We start from the raw sequence: 19,662 nt of genomic DNA on the forward strand, positions 1-19,662 counted from the left end.
GGCACATGAATGTGCAGCCCGCAAAGCAAAGAGCAAAAGTGTTGGGTGAAGGTGTCCGGTTCGAGGTGCAAGCGATCAGCTGTCGAAGGCATTCTGCAACCAATTCAACTGATCAAGGTTGCTGTCGATGGCAACCACGTCGAAGCGGCAGGGGGAATTGGCCCAACGCGACTCGCGCTGAAGAAAATACTGCGCGGCAAAAATCAGTTTCTGCCGTTTGCGCCCATCGATGCTATCGAGCGCGCCACCCCATTGGGTGTTTTTTCTGTAGCGGACTTCGACGAATACTACTGTATCGCCATCAAGCATGACCAGATCAAGCTCGCCGCGTTTACACAACCAGTTCTGCGCCAGCAGGCGCAGACCTTGTTGCTGAAGATGCTCGAGCGCATGACGCTCGGCATCTTTACCGCTTTGCTGGCGTGACCTGTCAGGCATCAGCGCGAGGTGTCCGGCAGGCGTTGAACCTGACCGTTGGTGAACTCTGCCCATGGCAACTGACGCTCAACCCGTTGATTCTGAGTCATGCCCAGGCTGCCCGATTGACCCTGGATGCGGCTGTCCGGCAAGGCCTTGAGTTGCCCCAGGCGCGGTGCCAGGCGATAGGCGTCAACGCCCATCGCGTACAGGCGGCCCAAGCTGCCGCCGGCTTGTGGCCATTGTGCAGTGACTTGTTTGCGCAACGGGTCGTTGGCATCCAGCAGCCATGGGGTTTCGCAGAAGCGAATACCGTTCATGTCGTTGTACTGGTTCTGGTCGCCACTGGCGCTGAACACGTGGGAGGTGGCGTAAACCGGCACGTCCCCCGCGTACTGGAAGTTAAGGGTCGGTTTGATCTGTTGAGCCTGTTGCGGCGTCGCGGCCAGGAAGATGAACTCGATGTCCTGACGACGCGAAGGTTGGGCGGCAACCTGCGAGCCAACGGTGCTTTGCAGGCTCTTGGCGCGGCCTTCGCTCTGGCGCAACTGGAACATGTCGGCAATCTGCTGGGCCAGTTGCACCGGCTGGTCGACGCGTTCGGTAGCGACGATGCTGCCACCGTTGGCTTGCCAATCCTGGCTGAATGCCCTGAGTACGCGATCACCCCATTCGCCTTTCGGCACCATGATGGCGGCGCGGTGCAGGCCATCGGCGCGCGCACGACGGGACACTTCGCGGGCTTCGTCTTCAGCGGCAAGGCCGAACTGGAACAGTTGGGCCGGACCTTGTTCTCCTTCGCTGTAGTTCAGCGCCAGGGTAGTGATCGGCAGTTGCGGGCGCGCGCTGAGCTGTTTGACCAGCGGCTTCTCCAGCGGGCCGATCACCAGTTGCACGCCATCGGCCTGGGCCTTGCGATAGAACTCATCGAGGGAGGTCAGGCGCGAGCTGTCATAGAACTCGATGGCTGGCGGCTTCTGCCCGGCTTGTTGCGCCTGGTAGTGAGCGGCCATGAAGCCTTCGCGCAGTGCTTTGCCAACCGAACCCAGCGGGCCGTCTTGCGGCAGCAGCAGGGCGATCTTGCTCAGGGGCTGGCTGGCCAGTTCCTTGAGTTTGGTCAGTGGCAGCGGCAGCTGGATGGCAGCCGGGTGCTTTGGATTCTGTTCGCGCCAGGTGTCGATCGCGGCTTGCTGCTGTTCCAGAGTGCCGGCTGTTTTCACTGCCAGCGCCAGACGTATCCAGCCGCCGAGGTCATCGTCGGTGGTCGGCTGCAATTGATCGGTCGGCAGCGAAGCGATCAGGGTCCAGATTGCTTCGTGGTTTTTGCTGGCTGCTTCACCTTCAAGCATCGGGGCAATAAAGATGCGCTCCCGTGCGGCGTTCAGGGTCTGGCCGTCGGCCTCAAGGGCGCGAGCATGTACGGTGCCGGTGCGAACCTGTTGCTCGACGGGCAGTTCGCTCAGGCGTTGCAGGCTCGGATGGCTCAGGGCAGTCAGCGCCGCTTTGGGCTGATTGCGGGTCATGGCCAGTTCAGCCGCCAGGGTGCTGGCGAAAACTTGTTGGCCAGGCTTGAGTTGTTCCACCGGGACCTGTTGCAGGATTTGCGCGGACTGGCCGGCATTGCCCTGACGATAAGCCAGGTCTGCTGCGCTCAAGCGCAACAGTGCGGCTTTTTCCGGATCTTTGCTTTTAGTGGCCTGTTCGAGCAGTTGCTCGATACTGGCGTCCGGGGTCCGTGGAAGTTCGCCAAGGCTGGAGGAGGGCGAGCTGGCGCAAGCCGCCAACAAGGCAGCGAGGCAGAGGGCAGTGAACAGCCGCAGGCAAGCGATCATGTAAGTGTTCCTGATACTCGATCAAATTAGCGTGGAATTGTACCCAAGCACTGGCCGGGGCGCGATGCTACTGGCGTGAATCGATCAATTTAGCTCGTGCAAATGTTGCAGTACGGCACAAAAGGCTGGAAAACCCAGGAAGGGTGAGACGTATCGCAAGTGCCGCTACGCGCTACAATGCCGCTTTTTACCGATCATGAGGTGTGCGCTTTGACTGCTCCAGGTGCTTTGAATTCCGCTGCTGGCTCCCTTTATGTGGTGGCGACGCCCATCGGCAACCTGGACGATATCAGTGCGCGGGCGCTGAAAATTCTGCGCGACGTCGCTTTGATCGCGGCCGAAGATACTCGCCATTCCCAGCGATTGATGCAGCATTTCGGCATTCCCACGCCACTGGCGGCCTGCCATGAACATAACGAGCGGGAGGAGGGTAACCGCTTTATCACGCGTCTGCTGGCCGGCGACGATGTGGCGCTGATTTCCGACGCCGGGACACCCCTGATTTCCGATCCGGGTTATCACCTGGTGCGTCAGGCCCGTGCCGCGGGAATCAATGTGGTGCCGGTTCCAGGTGCGTGTGCATTGATTGCGGCGTTGTCGGCGGCGGGGCTGCCGTCCGACCGTTTCATCTTCGAAGGTTTTTTGCCGGCCAAGGCTGTCGGCCGACGTGCTCGTCTGGAACTCGTTAAAGAAGAACCGCGCACGCTGATTTTCTATGAAGCACCGCACCGTATCCTCGAGTGCCTGCAAGACATGGAACTGGTATTCGGTGGCGAGCGTCCGGCATTACTGGCGCGGGAACTGACCAAGACTTTCGAAACACTCAAAGGCTTGCCGTTGGCCGAGTTGCGCGAGTTCGTCGAATCGGACAGCAATCAGCAGCGCGGCGAGTGTGTAGTGCTGGTGGCGGGCTGGACTGCCCCCGAAACCGAAGACGCTGTCAGCAGTGAGGCGATGCGTATTCTCAACCTGTTACTCGAAGAGATGCCGCTCAAGCGAGCGGCGGCATTGGCCGCGCAAATTACCGGCGAACGCAAGAATGTGCTCTATCAGGTCGCGCTGGATAAACAGAAGGGCGAGTAAACCGACATGCAGCGCCGGCCAGAGGCTTTTAGCGCTTGTTCTTCGGCCGCTCTGCCGTTAATCTTCGCGGCGGAGAGTCGATCGGACAGTCGCTGCCCTCTATGAAAATTAGGGGGAGGAAAGTCCGGGCTCCATAGGGCGAAGTGCCAGGTAATGCCTGGGAGGCGTGAGCCTACGGAAAGTGCCACAGAAAATAACCGCCTAAGCGCTTCGGCGCCGGTAAGGGTGAAAAGGTGCGGTAAGAGCGCACCGCACGTCTGGCAACAGTTCGTGGCTAGGTAAACCCCACTTGGAGCAAGACCAAATAGGGTCCCAAGGCGTGGCCCGCGCTGGGACCGGGTAGGTTGCTAAAGATGTCCAGTGATGGCCATCGTAGACGAATGACTGTTCAAGACAGAACCCGGCTTACAGATCGACTCTCCACCTTTTTTCCTCTCTGCCGAGTCATTGGCAGCGATGTGTGTAATGGCAATTTCCCTCCCTGCTGAATCAATAGCAGAAGCGCTTTTGTAATACCGAAAAAATCTTACTCTTAACAAACTACTTTAACTTCTGAGCGCAGCCTTCTGTGCTGATTCAAGTTATTGAGCGAATTCATTCGTCAGATTCTCGTCAACCCTCCTTTTACACTCCTAAATCTCCGTTCTGTAAGGCTTTTCCTTTAATCCGCGCCTTGACGGTGTGGTGGGCGCATTCCTATAGTGTGCGCAAGTGGCGGAAAGTGGCATGAAGTGGGTTTTTTGAGCGTAAAACGCTAATATTTGGAGAAGCGCTGACGTGTTTCGCGGAGCTAACGCTATCAGTCTCGATGCAAAGGGCCGTCTCGCTATGCCGAGCCGGTACCGTGACGAGCTGGTTTCGCGAAGTTCCGGTCAATTGATCGTCACCATCGATGCCGTTGATCCGTGTTTGTGTGTTTATCCCCTCGATGAGTGGGAAATTATTGAAACCAAACTGCGTGCACTGCCTTCGCTTCGCGAAGAGAACCGCCGCTTGCAACGTTTACTGATTGGTAATGCCGTCGACCTCGAGCTCGATGGCAGTGGTCGTTTTCTGGTTCCGCCACGTCTTCGCGAATATGCCAAGTTGGATAAGCGCGCAATGTTGGTAGGCCAACTGAACAAGTTCCAATTGTGGGACGAGGATGCCTGGAATGTGGTTTCTGCCGCTGACCTGGCTGCTATTCAACAACCGGGCGCCATGCCTGATGAACTGCGTGATTTAATCCTGTGACTATTGATAGCGGCTTTAACCACATCACCGTACTGCTTGACGAAGCCGTCGAAGCTCTCGCCGTACGTCCTGATGGCTGCTATCTGGACGGTACGTTCGGACGTGGTGGCCACAGTCGGTTGATTCTCAGCCAGCTCGGGCCTGATGGTCGGTTGCTCGGATTCGACAAAGATCCTCAAGCGATTGCCACCGGGCAAACGCTAGCGGCCGAAGACGGCCGCTTTGTCATTGTGCAGCGCAGCTTTGCCGAGCTCGGTTCGGAAGTCGCCGAACGTGGTCTGGCCGGTAAGGTCAGCGGCGTTCTGCTCGACCTCGGCGTGTCTTCGCCGCAGCTCGACGACCCTGAACGCGGTTTCAGTTTCCTCAACGACGGTCCGTTGGACATGCGCATGGACCCGTCCCGCGGGATCAGTGCAGCCGAGTTCGTCAACACCGCGCCGGTGGAAGAAATCGCCCGGGTGTTCAAGCAATACGGCGAAGAGCGCTTCTCCGGTCGCATGGCGCGTGCCGTGGCCGAACGTCGCGACATCAAGCCGTTCGAGCGCACTGGCGATCTGGCTGAAGTGCTGAAAGTCGCCAACCCTGCATGGGAAAAGGGCAAGAATCCGGCCACCCGTGCATTCCAGGGCCTGCGTATTCACGTCAACAACGAACTGGGCGATCTGGAAGCCGGCCTCGAAGCCGCGCTGGAATGCCTGGAAGTGGGCGGCCGTCTGGTCGTCATCAGCTTCCACTCGCTGGAAGACCGCATCGTCAAACTGTTCATGCGCAAACTGGTGAAAGGCGAAGCCGACAACCTGCCGCGCAACCTGCCGGTGCGTCATGTCGCTTTCGAACCGAAAATCAAAATCCATGGCAAAGCGCAGTCCGCCTCCGAGGCCGAACTCAAAGCCAACCCACGTTCCCGTAGCGCCATCATGCGTGTCGCGGAGAAGTTGCGGTGAGCAAGCTTTTCGCCAAGCCACTTCCCGGCGGAAGCTTTTTCATGCTGCTGCTGTTTGTCGGCGTGCTCGTGTCGGCCATCGGCGTGTCCTATAGCGCGCACTGGAACCGTCAGCTGTTGAATTCGCTGTACAACGAATTGAGTGTGCGAGACAAGGCGCAGGCGGAGTGGGGCCGGTTGATTCTCGAACAGAGCACCTGGACTGCCCACAGCCGTATCGAAGTCCTGGCCACCGAACAACTGAAGATGCGCATTCCCGGCGCCGCTGAAGTGCAGATGGTGGCGCCATGATGAAACTCGAAGGCGCGCTCTTCCCATGGCGGTTCCGTTTGGTGGTGGGTTTACTCGGCATCATGGTGGCGGCGATCTCTTGGCGCATCATCGATTTGCAAGTGGTCGACCGTGCCTTCCTTAAAGGTCAGGGCGATGCGCGCAGCGTCCGTCATATTCCAATTCCGGCTCACCGTGGTCTGATCACCGACCGTAACGGCGAGCCGTTGGCCGTGAGTACGCCGGTCACGACCCTGTGGGCCAACGCCAAGGAAATGCAAACGGCCAAAGAGAAGTGGCCGGCACTGGCGGCTGCCCTGGGGCAGGACCCGAAAGCCCTGGCCGAGCGTCTCGAGGCCCAGGCCAATAAAGAATTCATTTATCTGGTGCGCGGGCTGACCCCCGAGCAAGGCCAGGCTGTGCTCGACCTGAAAGTGCCGGGCGTTTATGGCATCGAAGAGTTCCGGCGTTTCTACCCGGCCGGTGAAGTCACCGCCCATATGGTCGGCTTTACCGACATCGACGATCACGGACGCGAAGGCGTCGAGTTGGCCTACGACGAATGGCTGGCCGGTGTCCCCGGCAAGCGGCAGGTGATCAAGGACCGGCGTGGCCGGCTGATCAAAGATGTCCAGGTCACCAAAAACGCCAAGGCCGGCAAGCCCTTGGCGTTGTCCATTGACCTGCGTCTGCAATACCTGGCCAACCGCGAGCTGCGTAACGCGATCATCGAGAACGGCGCCAAGGCCGGCAGCCTGGTGATCATGGACGTGAAGACTGGCGAGATCCTGGCCATGGTCAACCAGCCGACCTACAACCCGAACAACCGTCGCAACCTGCAGCCGGCGATGATGCGTAACCGCGCAATGATCGACGTGTTCGAGCCGGGGTCGACCATGAAGGCGATCTCCATGAGCGCCGCGATTGAAACCGGGCGCTGGAAGCCGACCGATACCGTCGAGGTGTATCCAGGCACCTTGCAGATTGGCAAGTACACCATCAAGGACGTATCCAAAAGTGAAGGCCCGGTACTCGACCTGACCGGTATCCTGATCAACTCCAGTAACGTCGGCATGAGTAAGGTCGCCTTCGATATTGGCGGCGAAACGATTTTCCGTCTCGCGCAGAAAGTCGGTCTCGGCCAGGACACCGGCCTCGGTTTCCCGGGTGAGCGCGTCGGCAACCTGCCGAACTACCGCGAATGGCGCAAGGCTGAAACCGCCACGCTGTCTTACGGCTACGGTATTTCGGTGACTGCTATCCAGTTGGTCCACGCCTTCTCGGCCCTGGCCAACAACGGTCGTCTCGCGCCGCTGACATTGATCAAAACCGACAAGGCGCCGCAAACCACACAGGTACTGCCGGAAGCCGTCGCGAAAACCATGCAAACCATGCTGCAACAAGTGATCGAAGCCCCGCGCGGTGTATTCCGTGCGCAGGTGCCTGCGTATCACGTGGGCGGCAAGTCGGGTACCGCGCGTAAAACGTCGGTCGGCACCAAAGGCTATGCCGAGAATTCCTACCGCTCGCTGTTCGCCGGTTTCGGCCCGATGAGCGATCCGCGTTATGCAATCGTGGTGGTGATCGATGAACCGACCAAGGCCGGTTACTTCGGTGGCTTGGTATCGGCGCCGGTGTTCAGCAAAGTGATGTCCGGGACCCTGCGTCTGATGAACATCACCCCGGACAACCTTCCAGCCACTCAACAAGCGAACGCCGCACCGGTCGTTCCGCTGAAAGCTAATGGAGGGCGCGGCTGATGTCGCTGAGCCTGAACAAGATTTTCGCCCACGCCGGCCGCGATCTGTTGATCCGCGAATTGGCGCTGGACAGTCGCAATGTACGAGCAGGCGATCTGTTTCTCGCGGTCCCTGGTGGCAAGTTCGACGGCCGTGCGCACATCGCCGACGCCTTGCAACGCGGCGCTGCTGCCGTGGCTTATGAAGTCGAAGGCGCGACCGTGCTGCCGATTACCGACGTGCCGCTGATTCCGGTCAAAGGCCTGGCGGCGCAGCTGTCGGACATCGCCGGGCGTTTTTATGGTGAGCCGAGCCGTCACTTGAATCTGATTGGCGTGACCGGTACCAACGGCAAGACCAGCGTGACCCAATTGGTCGCCCAGGCACTTGACCTGCTCGGTCAACACTGCGGCATCGTCGGCACTTTGGGCTCCGGATTCTACGGCGCGCTGGAAAGCGGTCTGCACACCACGCCGAACCCGATTGCGGTGCAAGCGACCCTCGCCGACCTGAAAAAGGCCGGCGCCAAAGCCGTGGCCATGGAAGTCTCTTCCCACGGCCTGGATCAGGGCCGCGTGACTGCGTTGGCGTTCGATGTGGCGGTGATGACCAACCTGTCGCGCGATCATCTGGATTACCACGGCACCATGCAGGCCTATGGCGAAACCAAGGCCAAGTTATTTGCCTGGAATGATCTGAAGTGCCGGGTGGTCAACCTGGACGATGATTTCGGTCGGCAACTGGCTGCCGATAAAGGCGAGTCGCGACTGATCACTTACAGCCTGGAAGATTCCAGCGCCTACCTGTATTGCCGCGAAGCGCAGTTCGACGACGAAGGCGTGCGCGCCACGCTGGTCACGCCGCAAGGCGAGCACCATTTGCGCAGCACCTTGCTCGGTCGTTTCAACTTGAGCAACGTGTTGGCTGCGGTCGGCGCCTTGCTCGGGCTGGACTACGCGCTGGATGAAATTCTCAAAGTGCTGCCGAAACTCGAAGGCCCGGCCGGTCGCATGCAGCGGCTGGGCGGCGGTACTCAGCCGTTGGTGGTGGTCGATTACGCCCATACACCGGATGCGCTGGAAAAAGTCTTGATGGCCCTGCGTCCTCACGCCAAGGGCCGGTTGCTGTGCCTGTTCGGTTGCGGTGGTGATCGCGATCGCGGCAAGCGTCCGCTGATGGCGGAAGTGGTCGAGCGTCTGGCCGATGGCGTACTGGTCACCGATGACAACCCGCGCACTGAAGACCCGACGGTGATTTTCGACGATATCCGCGCCGGTTTCACTGCTGTGGATAAAGTTACCTTCGTCGCTGGCCGTGGCCAGGCGATTGCCCAATTGATCGCCGGCGCTTCGGCGGATGACGTGATTGTCCTGGCCGGTAAAGGTCATGAGGATTATCAGGAAATCAATGGCGAGCGCCACGCTTTCTCCGATCTGGTCGAGGCCGATCACGCCCTGACCGCGTGGGAGGTGGCCCATGCTTAAAGCCTTGAAACTGAGCGAACTGACCGGCGCATTGAATGGCCGTCTGATTGCCAGCGACGCCAGCTTCGACGGCGTTAGCATCGACAGCCGCGCGATCACGCCCGGCCAGCTGTTTATTGCTCTGGCCGGCCCGCGTTTTGATGGCCATGACTACCTCAATGACGTCGCCGCCAAAGGCGCCGTGGGTGCCTTGGTCGAGCGCGAAGTTGTCGACAGCGCGCTGCCGCAACTGCTGGTCAAGGACTCCCGCCAGGCCCTCGGCCAATTGGGCGCGATGAACCGTGCGGCATTCACTCAGCCGGTCGTGGCCATCACCGGTTCCAGCGGCAAGACCACGGTCAAGGAAATGCTCGCGAGCATCCTGCGCACGCGCGGTCCTGTATTGGCGACCCGTGGCAACCTGAACAATGACCTCGGCGCTCCGCTGACCCTGCTCGAATTGGCACCGGAACACACCGCAGCGGTGATCGAACTCGGTGCTTCGCGTCTCGGCGAGATTGCCTACACCGTCGGCATGACCAAGCCGCATGTGGCTGTCATCAACAACGCCGGGACCGCCCACGTCGGCGAGTTCGGCGGGCCGGAAAAAATCGTTGAAGCCAAGGGTGAGATTCTCGAAGGGCTGGATGCCGATGGCATCGCCGTGTTGAATCTTGACGACAAGGCTTTTGAAATCTGGAAAACCCGAGCCGCCGGTCGCAAAGTGCTGACGTTTGCCCTGAGCAACATCAGCGCCGACTTCTACGCCAGCGATCTGGACCGCGATGCCCGCGGTTGCCCAGCGTTCAACCTGCACAGCCCTGAAGGTGTGGAACGGGTTCAACTGAACCTGCTCGGCACCCATAACGTCGCCAATGCGATGGCCGCCGCCGCTGCAGCTCATGCCTTGGGCGTGTCGCTGTTCGGCATCGTCACCGGTCTGGGCTCCGTGCAACCGGTCAAGGGCCGCACCGTCGCGCAACTGGCGAGTAACGGCATACGCGTGATCGATGACACATACAACGCAAACCCCACCTCCATGTGCGCCGCCGTTGATATACTCGCCGGCTTTTCCGGTCGCACCGTTTTGGTGCTCGGGGATATCGGCGAGTTGGGCGCGTGGGCGGAGCAGGGGCATCGTGATGTGGGCGAGTACGCCCGAGGCAAGGTTTGCGCGCTTTACGCCGTGGGGCCAATGATGGCGCACGCCGTGAACGCGTTCGGCGAGCAGGCCTTTCATTTCAGCACACAGGCTGAACTGATCAAGGCCCTGGAAGCCGAGCAGGACACAAACACCACCATTTTGATCAAGGGCTCGCGCAGCGCCGCGATGGAAAACATCGTCGCCGCTTTGTGCGGGACCCGTCTGGAGAAACATTAATGCTGCTGCTGCTAGCGGAGTATCTGCAACAGTTCTACAAAGGCTTCGCGGTCTTTCAGTACCTGACCCTGCGCGGGATCCTCGGTGTGCTGACCGCGCTGGTTTTGTCGCTGTGCTATGGCCCGTGGATGATCCGCACTTTGCAGAACCGTCAGATCGGTCAATCCGTTCGCAACGACGGCCCGCAATCGCACCTGTCCAAATCCGGCACCCCGACCATGGGCGGCGCACTGATTCTTTCGTCCATCGGTGTCAGCACCTTGCTCTGGGCCGACCTGAGCAACCGTTATGTCTGGGTCGTGTTGCTGGTGACTTTGCTGTTCGGCGCCATCGGCTGGGTCGACGATTACCGCAAAGTCATCGAGAAAAATTCCCGCGGCCTTCCGAGCCGCTGGAAGTATTTCTGGCAGTCGGTGTTCGGCCTGGGCGCGGCGATCTTCCTTTATATGACTGCCGCGACGCCGGTAGAAACCACCCTGATCCTGCCGATGCTCAAGGACTACAGCATTCCATTGGGTGCGGGTTTCATCGTCCTGACCTATTTCGTGATTGTCGGTTCGAGCAACGCGGTCAACCTGACTGACGGCCTCGACGGTCTGGCGATCATGCCTACCGTGATGGTCGGCGGCGGCTTGGGGATCTTCTGCTACCTGTCGGGTAACGTGAAATTCGCCGAATACCTGCTGATTCCTTACGTACCGGGCGCGGGTGAGTTGATCGTGTTTTGCGGCGCGTTGATCGGCGCGGGCCTGGGGTTCCTCTGGTTCAACACCTATCCGGCCCAAGTGTTCATGGGCGACGTCGGCGCACTGGCGCTGGGCGCGGCCCTGGGCACCATCGCGGTGATCGTCCGTCAGGAAATCGTTCTGTTCATCATGGGCGGCGTGTTCGTGATGGAGACCCTGTCGGTTGTCATCCAGGTTGCCTCCTTTAAGTTGACCGGTCGCCGTGTGTTCCGCATGGCACCGATACACCACCACTTTGAACTCAAGGGCTGGCCCGAGCCGCGTGTGATCGTCCGTTTCTGGATCATCACCGTGATTCTGGTACTGGTCGGCCTTGCCACCCTGAAGCTGAGGTAGAACGAGTGTCTCTGATCGCTTCTGACCACTTCCGCATCGTTGTCGGCCTCGGCAAGAGCGGCATGTCCCTGGTTCGCTTCCTGGCGAATCGGGGCGTGTCGTTTGCTGTCGCCGATACGCGGGAAAATCCACCGGAACTGGCCACGCTCAAACGTGACTATCCGCACGTGGAAGTGCGTTGTGGCGAGCTGGACGTCGAATTCCTGTGCCGTGCCGATGAGCTCTACGTGAGCCCCGGTCTGGCACTGGCGACCCCGGCCCTGCAGGCTGCCGCCGCCCGTGGCGTAAAGTTGTCCGGCGACATCGAGCTGTTCGCGCGTAACGCGAAGGCGCCGATTGTCGCCATCAGCGGTTCCAACGCCAAAAGCACCGTCACCACTTTGGTCGGCGAGATGGCGGCTGCGGCCGGCAAGCGTGTTGCCGTCGGCGGCAACCTCGGTACGCCAGCGCTGGATTTGCTCAGCGACGACGTCGAGTTGTACGTGATGGAATTGTCGAGCTTCCAGCTCGAAACCACCGACCAGCTCAACGCCGAAGTGGCCACCGTGCTCAACATCAGCGAAGACCACATGGACCGCTACAGCGGTCTGCCGGCTTATCACTTGGCCAAGCACCGGATCTTCCGTGGCGCCAGGCAGTTTGTGGTCAACCGTCAGGACGCCTTGAGCCGTCCACTGATGGGCGAAGGCCAACCGTGCTGGACCTTCGGTCTGAACAAACCCGACTTCAAGGCCTTTGGTATCCGGGAAGAGAATGGCGAGAAATACCTGGCCTTCGAATTCCAGAACCTGATGCCGGTGCGCGAGTTGAAGATTCGTGGCGCGCATAACCAGTCCAACGCCCTGGCGGCCTTGGCGCTGGGCCACGCCGTAGGGCTGCCGTTCGATGCCATGCTTTCGGCCCTGCGCACTTTCGCCGGCCTCGAGCACCGCTGCCAGTGGGTGCGTGACCTGGATGGCGTGGGCTATTACAACGATTCCAAAGCCACCAACGTCGGTGCCGCGCTGGCCGCCATCGAAGGTTTGGGCGCGGACATCGACGGCAAGATCGTGTTGATCGCCGGTGGCGATGGCAAGGGTGCCGAGTTCAAGGATCTGCGCGATCCGGTGGCGGCCAACTGCCGCGCCGTCATATTGATGGGCCGTGACTCCGACAAGATCGGTGAGGCCATCGGCGATACCGTTCCACAGATTCGCGTCGGCTCGCTGGTCAAAGCCGTGGAGCAATGCCGCGCCGCTGCCCAACCGGGCGACGTGGTGCTGTTGTCGCCGGCCTGCGCCAGTTTCGACATGTTCAAGAACTACGAAGATCGCGGTCACCAGTTTGTCCGCGCCGTGGAGGGCTTGGCATGAGCCTCCTGAATATCATCAAGCCGTACCCGTCGCCGATCATCACCGGGCGCGGCATCGACCTCGATTTCCCGATGCTCGCCGGCTGCCTGGCGCTGCTGGGCCTGGGACTGGTCATGATTGCATCGGCATCGACCGAAGTGGCAGCGGTGCAGTCGGGCAGTGCCCTGTATTACATGATTCGCCACTTGATCTACGTGGTGCTGGGCCTTGGTGCCTGCATCGTCACCATGATGATTCCAATCGCGACCTGGCAACGGCTGGGCTGGTTGATGCTGATTGGTGCGTTCGGTTTGCTGGTGATGGTGATCGTCCCCGGGATTGGCCGTGAAGTGAACGGTTCGATGCGCTGGATCGGCTTCAGTTTCTTCAACGTCCAGCCTTCCGAGATCGCCAAAGTGTTCGTGGTGATCTACCTCGCCGGTTATCTGGTGCGTCGCCAGAAAGAAGTGCGTGAAAGCTGGATGGGTTTCTTCAAGCCGTTCATCGTTCTGCTGCCAATGGCGGGCCTGTTGCTGATGGAGCCGGACTTCGGTGCCACCGTCGTGATGATGGGGGCTGCTGCGGCGATGCTGTTCCTCGGCGGGGTCGGGCTGTTCCGTTTCTCCTTGATGGTTGTCCTGGCTGTCGGTGCGGTGGTGTTGTTGATTCAAATGCAGCCGTATCGAATGGCGCGACTGACCAACTTTGCGGATCCGTGGGCCGACCAGTTCGGTGCTGGCTATCAGTTGTCTCAAGCCTTGATCGCTTTCGGTCGCGGCGAATGGCTGGGCGTTGGCCTGGGCAACAGCGTGCAGAAACAGTTCTACCTGCCGGAAGCCCACACTGACTTCGTGTTCTCGGTCCTGGCCGAAGAGCTGGGTGCCGTGGGTTCTTTGTGCACCGTAGCGCTGTTCGTCTTTGTCTGTATTCGTGGCATGTACATCGGTTACTGGGCCGAGAAGGCCAAGCAATTTTTCGCCGCCTATATCGCGTACGGCCTGTCGTTCCTGTGGATTGGTCAGTTCCTGATCAACATCGGGGTGAACGTCGGCCTGCTGCCAACCAAGGGTCTGACTCTGCCATTCCTCAGTTATGGCGGCAGTTCGTTGGTGATCTGCTGTGCCTGTCTTGGCTTGTTGCTGCGCATCGAGTGGGAGAGTCGAACCCACTTGGGCAGTGAAGAGATGGAGTTCCATGAGAGCGACTTCGCCGAGGAGCCGAACCATGGGCGCTAACGTATTGATCATGGCTGGCGGCACCGGGGGCCACGTGTTCCCGGCGCTGGCGTGCGCTCGCGAGTTCCAGGCCCGCGGTTACACCGTGCACTGGCTCGGCACGCCGCGCGGGATCGAAAACGATCTGGTGCCGGCGGCCGGTCTTGAATTGCATCGGATCAACGCCAGCGGTTTGCGCGGCAAGGGCAAATTGTCCCTGCTCAAGGCTCCGTTCATGTTGCTCAAGTCGATCTGGCAGGCGCGGGCGATCATTCGTCAGTTGCGGCCGGTGTGCGTGGTCGGCTTCGGCGGTTATGTGACAGGTCCCGGCGGCGTTGCAGCCAAACTGGCTGGCGTACCGGTGATCGTTCACGAGCAGAACGCCGTGGCAGGTACCGCCAATCGGTTGCTGGTGCCGTTGGCCGCCCGAGTCTGTGAAGCGTTCCCTGACACCTTTACCCTGTCGAACAGCCGTCGCACCACCGGTAACCCGGTGCGCACCGAGCTGTTCCTCGAAACACCGCGACCTGCCCTGGCCGGTCGCAAGGCGCGTTTGCTGATCCTGGGCGGAAGCCTGGGCGCAGAGCCGTTGAACAAGTTGCTGCCTGAAGCCCTGTCGCAAGTCGCCCCCGACCTGCGCCCGGACGTGTTTCATCAGGCCGGCAAAAACCACGATGAAGTGACTACAGAGCGCTATCGCGCAGCTGGCGTCGAGGCGCAAGTGCAGCCTTTCATCAAAGACATGGCCCAAGCCTATGGCTGGGCCGACCTGGTGGTGTGCCGCGCAGGCGCGCTGACCATCAGTGAACTGGCGGCTGCCGGTCTGCCCTCGATGCTGGTGCCTTTGCCCCACGCGATCGACGATCACCAGACCCGCAACGCCGATTATTTGGCCCGTGAAGGCGCTGCCTTCCTGATGCCGCAAAGAACGACCGGCGCAGCGGATCTTGCCGCTCGCCTGACAGAGGTCTTGATGCAACCGCAACGACTCAACGACATGGCCACCGCGGCACGCCGCCTGGCCAAACCCGATGCCACTCGTAACGTGGTCGATACCTGCCTGGAGGTGGCCCATGGTTGAGAACAAGAAAGCCATGCCGCACCCGGAAATGCGCCGCATCCGTCGCATCCACTTCGTCGGTATCGGCGGCGTGGGCATGTGCGGCATTGCCGAAGTGTTGCTGAACCTGGGCTATGAAGTGTCCGGTTCCGACCTGAAAGCATCGCCGGTGACCGAGCGCCTGGAATCCTTCGGTGCCCATATCTATATCGGCCATCGTGCCGAGAACACCGCGAACGCCGATGTGCTGGTCACCTCCAGCGCTGTGAACACTTCCAACCCGGAAGTGGCCACGGCCCTGGAACGCCGGATTCCGGTGGTGCCGCGTGCCGAGATGCTGGCCGAACTGATGCGCTACCGCCACGGCATCGCCGTCGCCGGTACCCACGGCAAAACCACCACCACCAGCCTGATCGCTTCGGTGTTCGCTGCTGGTGGCCTGGACCCGACATTCGTGATCGGTGGTCGTCTGAATGCCGCGGGCACCAATGCCCAGCTCGGCACCAGCCGTTACCTGATCGCCGAAGCCGACGAAAGCGATGCCAGCTTCCTGCATTTGCAGCCGCTGGTGGCCGTGGTCACCAACATCGACGCCGACCACATGGCGACCTACGACGGCGACTTCAACAAACTGAAGAAAACCTTCGTCGAGTTCCTGCACAACCTGCCGTTCTACGGTCTGGCGGTGGTGTGCCTGGACGATCCGGTAGTGCGTGAAATCCTCCCGCAGGTGAAACGTCCGACGGTCACTTATGGCTTTGGCGACGATGCCGACGTGCGTGCCATCAATGTGCGTCAGCAGGGCATGCAGACTTTCTTTACCGTGCTGCGCCCTGATCGCGAGCCGCTGGATGTGTCGGTGAACATGCCGGGCAACCACAACGTGCTGAACGCGCTGGCGACCATTTGCATCGCCACCGACGAAGGCGTCAGCGATGAAGCCATCGTCCAGGGCCTGTCCGGGTTCCAGGGTGTCGGTCGGCGCTTCCAGGTGTACGGCGAACTGCCGGTTGAAGGCGGCAACGTTATGCTGGTGGACGACTACGGTCACCACCCGACCGAAGTCGCGGCCGTGATCAAGGCCGTGCGCGGTGGCTGGCCGGAGCGCCGTCTGGTGATGGTTTACCAGCCGCACCGTTACAGCCGCACCCGCGATCTGTACGACGATTTCGTCAATGTACTGGCCGACGCCAACGTGCTGTTGCTGATGGAAGTTTATCCGGCCGGCGAAGAGCCGATCCCGGGCGCCGACAGCCGCAAGCTGTGCAACAGCATTCGCCAGCGTGGTCAGCTCGACCCGATCTACATCGAGCGCGGCATTGATCTCGCGCCAATCGTCAAGCCGCTGCTGCGTGCCGGCGACATTCTGTTGTGCCAGGGCGCCGGTGATATCGGCGGTCTCGCACCGAAACTATTGAACAGTCCGTTGTTCGCTGGCGCGGTTGCCGCGCCAAGCGTGGGGAAGTTGAAATGACTGCTGCTTACGCCAACCTCGTCTCCACTATTGCGCCGAAAGATTTCGGCCGCGTCGCCGTACTGTTCGGCGGCAAGAGTGCCGAGCGTGAAGTGTCCCTGAAGTCGGGTAACGCGGTGCTCGAAGCACTGCAAAGCGCCGGTGTGGACGCGTTCGGTATTGATGTGGGCGATGACCTGCTGCAGCGTCTGCTGAACGAAAAAATCGACCGCGCCTTCATCATCCTCCACGGTCGTGGCGGTGAAGACGGCAGCATGCAGGGCCTGCTCGAATGCGCAGGGATTCCGTACACCGGCAGCGGCATTCTGGCCTCGGCACTGGCCATGGACAAACTGCGCACCAAGCAGGTCTGGCACAGCCTCGGTATTCCGACGCCACGCCACGCGGTACTGAGCTCTGAGGCCGATTGTATTTCGGCGGCCACGGAACTGGGCTTCCCTTTGATCGTCAAACCGGCCCATGAAGGTTCCAGCATCGGGATGGCCAAAGTGACTTGCGCGTCTGAATTGATCGATGCGTGGAAAGCGGCCAGTACCTACGATTCGCAAGTGTTGGTCGAGCAATGGATTCAAGGTCCGGAGTTCACCATCGCCACCCTGCGTGACCAGGTGTTGCCACCGATTGCCTTGGGCACACCGCACACTTTCTACGACTACGACGCCAAGTATGTGGCTTCCGATACTCAGTACCGGATCCCGTGTGGCCTGGACAGCAACAAAGAAAAAGAACTCATGGATCTCACGGCCAAAGCCTGTGAGGCGCTGGGTATCGCCGGTTGGGGCAGGGCAGACGTGATGCAGGACGCCGATGGGCAGTTCTGGTTCCTGGAAGTCAATACCGCACCGGGCATGACCGATCACAGTCTGGTGCCGATGGCAGCCCGTGCTGCCGGTCTGGATTTCCAGCAACTGGTTCTGGCGATTTTGGCCGCTAGCGTTGCCGGTAATACTGCCAGCAACAACGAGCCGCGAGGTTAAGACCATGCAAGGCGCTCAGCTACGTCATCAGCCCTCCGCACCCGGCCGCAAGCCTGTACCGCGGGGTGCCAGCCGAATGGTTGCCAAAGAGCCGATGTCCGCGCGCCTGCCGAAAGCCAACTTTGGTTTTCTGAAAAGCCTGTTCTGGCCCGTGCTGCTGGTTGCGTTGGGGTTCGGCACTTATGAAGGCGCACAGCGTTTGCTGCCGTACGCCGACCGGCCGATCACCAAGATCGCGGTACAGGGCGACTTGAGCTACATCAGCCAGCAAGCGGTGCAGCAGCGGATCGCCCCCTACGTGGCGTCGAGCTTCTTCACCATCGACCTGGAGAGCATGCGTACCGAGCTTGAACAGATGCCATGGATTGCCCACGCCGAAGTGCGCAGGGTATGGCCGGATCAAGTAGTGATTCGCCTGGAAGAACAACTGCCGGTGGCCCGTTGGGGCGACGAATCGCTGTTGAACAACCAGGGGCAGGCGTTCACCCCGCGTGAGCTGGCGAACTACGAACACTTGCCACAGCTGTTTGGCCCGCAGCGGGCCCAGCAGCAAGTGATGCAGCAATATCAGGTGCTGAGCCAGATGCTCAGGCCATTGGGCTTCTCGATTGCACGCCTGGAGTTGCGTGAACGAGGCAGCTGGTTCCTGACCACCGGCGCCGGCAGCGCGGGCCCGGGAATCGAACTGCTGCTGGGACGCGGCAACCTGGTGGAAAAGATGCGCCGCTTCATTGCCATCTATGACAAGACGCTCAAAGAGCAGATTACGAACATTGCGCGCATCGATCTGCGCTACGCCAACGGCCTTGCTGTTGGCTGGCGGGAACCTGTAGCGCCCACGACAGCCCAACCCGCTGTCGCGAAGAATTAAGAAGAGGCAGGACCCATGGCAAACGTGCAAAGCGGCAAAATGATCGTCGGTCTCGATATCGGCACCTCCAAGGTGGTGGCGCTGGTCGGCGAGGTCTCGGACGACGGCACGCTCGAAATCGTCGGGATCGGTACTCATCCGTCCCGCGGCCTGAAAAAAGGCGTGGTGGTGAACATCGAGTCCACCGTCCAGTCGATCCAGCGCGCGATCGAAGAAGCGCAGTTGATGGCCGGTTGCCGGATCCACTCGGCGTTTGTCGGCGTGGCCGGCAATCACATCCGCAGCCTGAACTCCCACGGCATCGTGGCGATTCGTGATCGCGAAGTCAGCTCCGCCGACCTTGAGCGCGTTCTCGACGCTGCCCAGGCTGTGGCGATCCCGGCTGACCAGCGCGTGCTGCACACCCTGCCGCAGGATTACGTGATCGATAACCAGGAAGGCGTTCGCGAGCCGCTGGGGATGTCCGGCGTGCGTCTGGAAGCCAAGGTTCACGTGGTCACCTGCGCCGTCAACGCCGCACAGAACATTGAGAAATGCGTGCGTCGCTGCGGTCTGGAAATCGACGACATCATTCTTGAGCAACTGGCTTCCGCGTATTCGGTCCTGACCGACGACGAGAAAGAGCTGGGCGTGTGCCTGGTGGACATCGGCGGCGGCACCACCGACATCGCGATTTTCACCGAAGGCGCGATCCGTCACACCGCGGTGATCCCGATTGCGGGCGATCAGGTGACCAACGACATCGCCATGGCGTTGCGCACCCCGACCCAGTACGCAGAAGAAATCAAGATTCGCTACGCCTGCGCCCTGGCCAAACTGGCCGGTGCCGGCGAAACCATCAAGGTGCCAAGCGTCGGCGACCGTCCACCGCGCGAGCTGTCCCGTCAGGCCCTGGCCGAAGTGGTCGAGCCGCGTTACGACGAGCTGTTCACCCTGATCCAGGCCGAACTGCGTCGCAGTGGCTACGAAGACCTGATCCCGGCCGGCATCGTGCTGACCGGCGGTACCTCGAAGATGGAAGGCGCGGTCGAACTGGCCGAAGAGATCTTCCACATGCCGGTTCGCCTGGGCGTGCCGCATGGCGTCAAGGGCCTGGACGACGTGGTCCGCAACCCGATTTATTCCACCGGCGTTGGCTTGTTGATGTACGGCCTGCAGAAGCAGTCCGACGGGATTTCGTTCTCGGGCATCGGCAGCCGCGACAGCTACAGCAATGACGAACCGAAAGTCGCCTTGCTCGATCGCTTCAAGAGCTGGGTACAAGGCAATTTCTAAAGCTTTACCGCAACACC

17 protein-coding genes and 1 other RNA gene are annotated in these 19,662 nt (G+C 60.6%); 16 read left to right on the forward strand and 2 right to left on the reverse strand.

Translation table 11 applies throughout. The features are described from left to right. Nucleotides 1-75 precede the first annotated feature (75 nt). The gene (locus AB4O41_RS22325; RefSeq protein WP_007904371.1) at nucleotides 76-438 is read right to left on the reverse strand and encodes a YraN family protein; all 363 of its coding nucleotides are present in this window, start codon (nucleotides 436-438) and stop codon (nucleotides 76-78) included. After that, nucleotides 438-2,249 carry a penicillin-binding protein activator gene (locus AB4O41_RS22330; protein WP_460144733.1) on the reverse strand — a complete coding sequence of 604 codons (1,812 nt, stop codon included), beginning with the start codon at nucleotides 2,247-2,249 and terminating at the stop codon, nucleotides 438-440. The genes AB4O41_RS22325 and AB4O41_RS22330 overlap by 1 nt, the downstream gene beginning before the upstream one ends. A gap of 177 nt (nucleotides 2,250-2,426) precedes the next feature. Between AB4O41_RS22330 and rsmI the strand changes: the two genes are divergently transcribed. The 16 genes from rsmI to ftsA all read left to right on the forward strand — a co-directional run bounded on the left by rsmI (nucleotide 2,427) and on the right by ftsA (nucleotide 19,645). After that, on the forward strand, nucleotides 2,427-3,332 hold the full coding sequence (gene rsmI, locus AB4O41_RS22335; RefSeq protein WP_460144734.1) for a 16S rRNA (cytidine(1402)-2'-O)-methyltransferase: 906 nt from the start codon (nucleotides 2,427-2,429) through the stop codon (nucleotides 3,330-3,332). A 73-nt stretch (nucleotides 3,333-3,405) separates the two neighbouring features. Further along, an RNA gene (gene rnpB / locus AB4O41_RS22340) (RNase P RNA component class A) lies at nucleotides 3,406-3,756 on the forward strand. A 353-nt stretch (nucleotides 3,757-4,109) separates the two neighbouring features. Beyond that, nucleotides 4,110-4,565, forward strand: coding sequence for a division/cell wall cluster transcriptional repressor MraZ (gene mraZ / locus AB4O41_RS22345; RefSeq protein WP_248739348.1), 456 nt, complete (start codon nucleotides 4,110-4,112; stop codon nucleotides 4,563-4,565). After that, a complete protein-coding gene (gene rsmH / locus AB4O41_RS22350; protein ID WP_437128244.1) occupies nucleotides 4,562-5,509 on the forward strand; it encodes a 16S rRNA (cytosine(1402)-N(4))-methyltransferase RsmH in 948 nt (315 codons plus the stop codon). Before mraZ ends, rsmH begins: the two co-directional genes overlap by 4 nt. Continuing rightward, nucleotides 5,506-5,799: a cell division protein FtsL gene (gene ftsL / locus AB4O41_RS22355; protein WP_030129814.1), complete on the forward strand. Its 294-nt coding sequence runs from the start codon at nucleotides 5,506-5,508 to the stop codon at nucleotides 5,797-5,799. The genes rsmH and ftsL overlap by 4 nt, the downstream gene beginning before the upstream one ends. After that, the gene (locus tag AB4O41_RS22360; protein WP_367375774.1) at nucleotides 5,799-7,538 is read left to right on the forward strand and encodes a peptidoglycan D,D-transpeptidase FtsI family protein; all 1,740 of its coding nucleotides are present in this window, start codon (nucleotides 5,799-5,801) and stop codon (nucleotides 7,536-7,538) included. The genes ftsL and AB4O41_RS22360 overlap by 1 nt, the downstream gene beginning before the upstream one ends. Beyond that, nucleotides 7,538-9,001 carry a UDP-N-acetylmuramoyl-L-alanyl-D-glutamate--2,6-diaminopimelate ligase gene (locus tag AB4O41_RS22365; protein ID WP_460144735.1) on the forward strand — a complete coding sequence of 488 codons (1,464 nt, stop codon included), beginning with the start codon at nucleotides 7,538-7,540 and terminating at the stop codon, nucleotides 8,999-9,001. The genes AB4O41_RS22360 and AB4O41_RS22365 overlap by 1 nt, the downstream gene beginning before the upstream one ends. After that, nucleotides 8,994-10,361, forward strand: coding sequence for a UDP-N-acetylmuramoyl-tripeptide--D-alanyl-D-alanine ligase (locus AB4O41_RS22370; RefSeq protein WP_460144736.1), 1,368 nt, complete (start codon nucleotides 8,994-8,996; stop codon nucleotides 10,359-10,361). Before AB4O41_RS22365 ends, AB4O41_RS22370 begins: the two co-directional genes overlap by 8 nt. Further along, on the forward strand, nucleotides 10,361-11,443 hold the full coding sequence (mraY, locus tag AB4O41_RS22375; RefSeq protein ID WP_016773275.1) for a phospho-N-acetylmuramoyl-pentapeptide-transferase: 1,083 nt from the start codon (nucleotides 10,361-10,363) through the stop codon (nucleotides 11,441-11,443). The genes AB4O41_RS22370 and mraY overlap by 1 nt, the downstream gene beginning before the upstream one ends. A 5-nt stretch (nucleotides 11,444-11,448) precedes the next feature. Further along, complete coding sequence (gene murD, locus AB4O41_RS22380) at nucleotides 11,449-12,795, forward strand: UDP-N-acetylmuramoyl-L-alanine--D-glutamate ligase (RefSeq protein WP_460144737.1); 1,347 nt, start codon at nucleotides 11,449-11,451, stop codon at nucleotides 12,793-12,795. Further along, nucleotides 12,792-14,009: a putative lipid II flippase FtsW gene (gene ftsW / locus AB4O41_RS22385; RefSeq protein WP_123719474.1), complete on the forward strand. Its 1,218-nt coding sequence runs from the start codon at nucleotides 12,792-12,794 to the stop codon at nucleotides 14,007-14,009. Before murD ends, ftsW begins: the two co-directional genes overlap by 4 nt. Next, on the forward strand, nucleotides 13,999-15,069 hold the full coding sequence (gene murG / locus AB4O41_RS22390; RefSeq protein ID WP_367372849.1) for an undecaprenyldiphospho-muramoylpentapeptide beta-N-acetylglucosaminyltransferase: 1,071 nt from the start codon (nucleotides 13,999-14,001) through the stop codon (nucleotides 15,067-15,069). The genes ftsW and murG overlap by 11 nt, the downstream gene beginning before the upstream one ends. Further along, complete coding sequence (murC, locus tag AB4O41_RS22395) at nucleotides 15,062-16,522, forward strand: UDP-N-acetylmuramate--L-alanine ligase (RefSeq protein WP_123719473.1); 1,461 nt, start codon at nucleotides 15,062-15,064, stop codon at nucleotides 16,520-16,522. Before murG ends, murC begins: the two co-directional genes overlap by 8 nt. Next, nucleotides 16,519-17,499: a D-alanine--D-alanine ligase gene (locus tag AB4O41_RS22400; protein WP_460144738.1), complete on the forward strand. Its 981-nt coding sequence runs from the start codon at nucleotides 16,519-16,521 to the stop codon at nucleotides 17,497-17,499. The genes murC and AB4O41_RS22400 overlap by 4 nt, the downstream gene beginning before the upstream one ends. A gap of 4 nt (nucleotides 17,500-17,503) precedes the next feature. After that, nucleotides 17,504-18,370: a cell division protein FtsQ/DivIB gene (locus tag AB4O41_RS22405; protein WP_460144739.1), complete on the forward strand. Its 867-nt coding sequence runs from the start codon at nucleotides 17,504-17,506 to the stop codon at nucleotides 18,368-18,370. A gap of 15 nt (nucleotides 18,371-18,385) precedes the next feature. Next, on the forward strand, nucleotides 18,386-19,645 hold the full coding sequence (gene ftsA, locus AB4O41_RS22410) for a cell division protein FtsA (RefSeq protein ID WP_007904319.1): 1,260 nt from the start codon (nucleotides 18,386-18,388) through the stop codon (nucleotides 19,643-19,645). Nucleotides 19,646-19,662: the final 17 nt, after the last annotated feature.

It is taken from the genome of Pseudomonas sp. S2_A02 (assembly GCF_054668495.1).

Coding starts and splice junctions, on each gene's coding strand:
- AB4O41_RS22370 (WP_460144736.1), top strand. CDS start 8,994: ATGCTTAAAGCCTTGAAACTGAGCGAACTGACCGGCGCATTGAATGGC.
- AB4O41_RS22405 (WP_460144739.1), top strand. CDS start 17,504: ATGCAAGGCGCTCAGCTACGTCATCAGCCCTCCGCACCCGGCCGCAAG.
- AB4O41_RS22400 (WP_460144738.1), top strand. CDS start 16,519: ATGACTGCTGCTTACGCCAACCTCGTCTCCACTATTGCGCCGAAAGAT.
- mraY (WP_016773275.1), top strand. CDS start 10,361: ATGCTGCTGCTGCTAGCGGAGTATCTGCAACAGTTCTACAAAGGCTTC.
- AB4O41_RS22365 (WP_460144735.1), top strand. CDS start 7,538: ATGTCGCTGAGCCTGAACAAGATTTTCGCCCACGCCGGCCGCGATCTG.
- AB4O41_RS22330 (WP_460144733.1), bottom strand. CDS start 2,249: ATGATCGCTTGCCTGCGGCTGTTCACTGCCCTCTGCCTCGCTGCCTTG.
- AB4O41_RS22360 (WP_367375774.1), top strand. CDS start 5,799: ATGAAACTCGAAGGCGCGCTCTTCCCATGGCGGTTCCGTTTGGTGGTG.
- murC (WP_123719473.1), top strand. CDS start 15,062: ATGGTTGAGAACAAGAAAGCCATGCCGCACCCGGAAATGCGCCGCATC.
- ftsW (WP_123719474.1), top strand. CDS start 12,792: ATGAGCCTCCTGAATATCATCAAGCCGTACCCGTCGCCGATCATCACC.
- rsmI (WP_460144734.1), top strand. CDS start 2,427: ATGCCGCTTTTTACCGATCATGAGGTGTGCGCTTTGACTGCTCCAGGT.
- AB4O41_RS22325 (WP_007904371.1), bottom strand. CDS start 438: ATGCCTGACAGGTCACGCCAGCAAAGCGGTAAAGATGCCGAGCGTCAT.
- ftsA (WP_007904319.1), top strand. CDS start 18,386: ATGGCAAACGTGCAAAGCGGCAAAATGATCGTCGGTCTCGATATCGGC.
- murG (WP_367372849.1), top strand. CDS start 13,999: ATGGGCGCTAACGTATTGATCATGGCTGGCGGCACCGGGGGCCACGTG.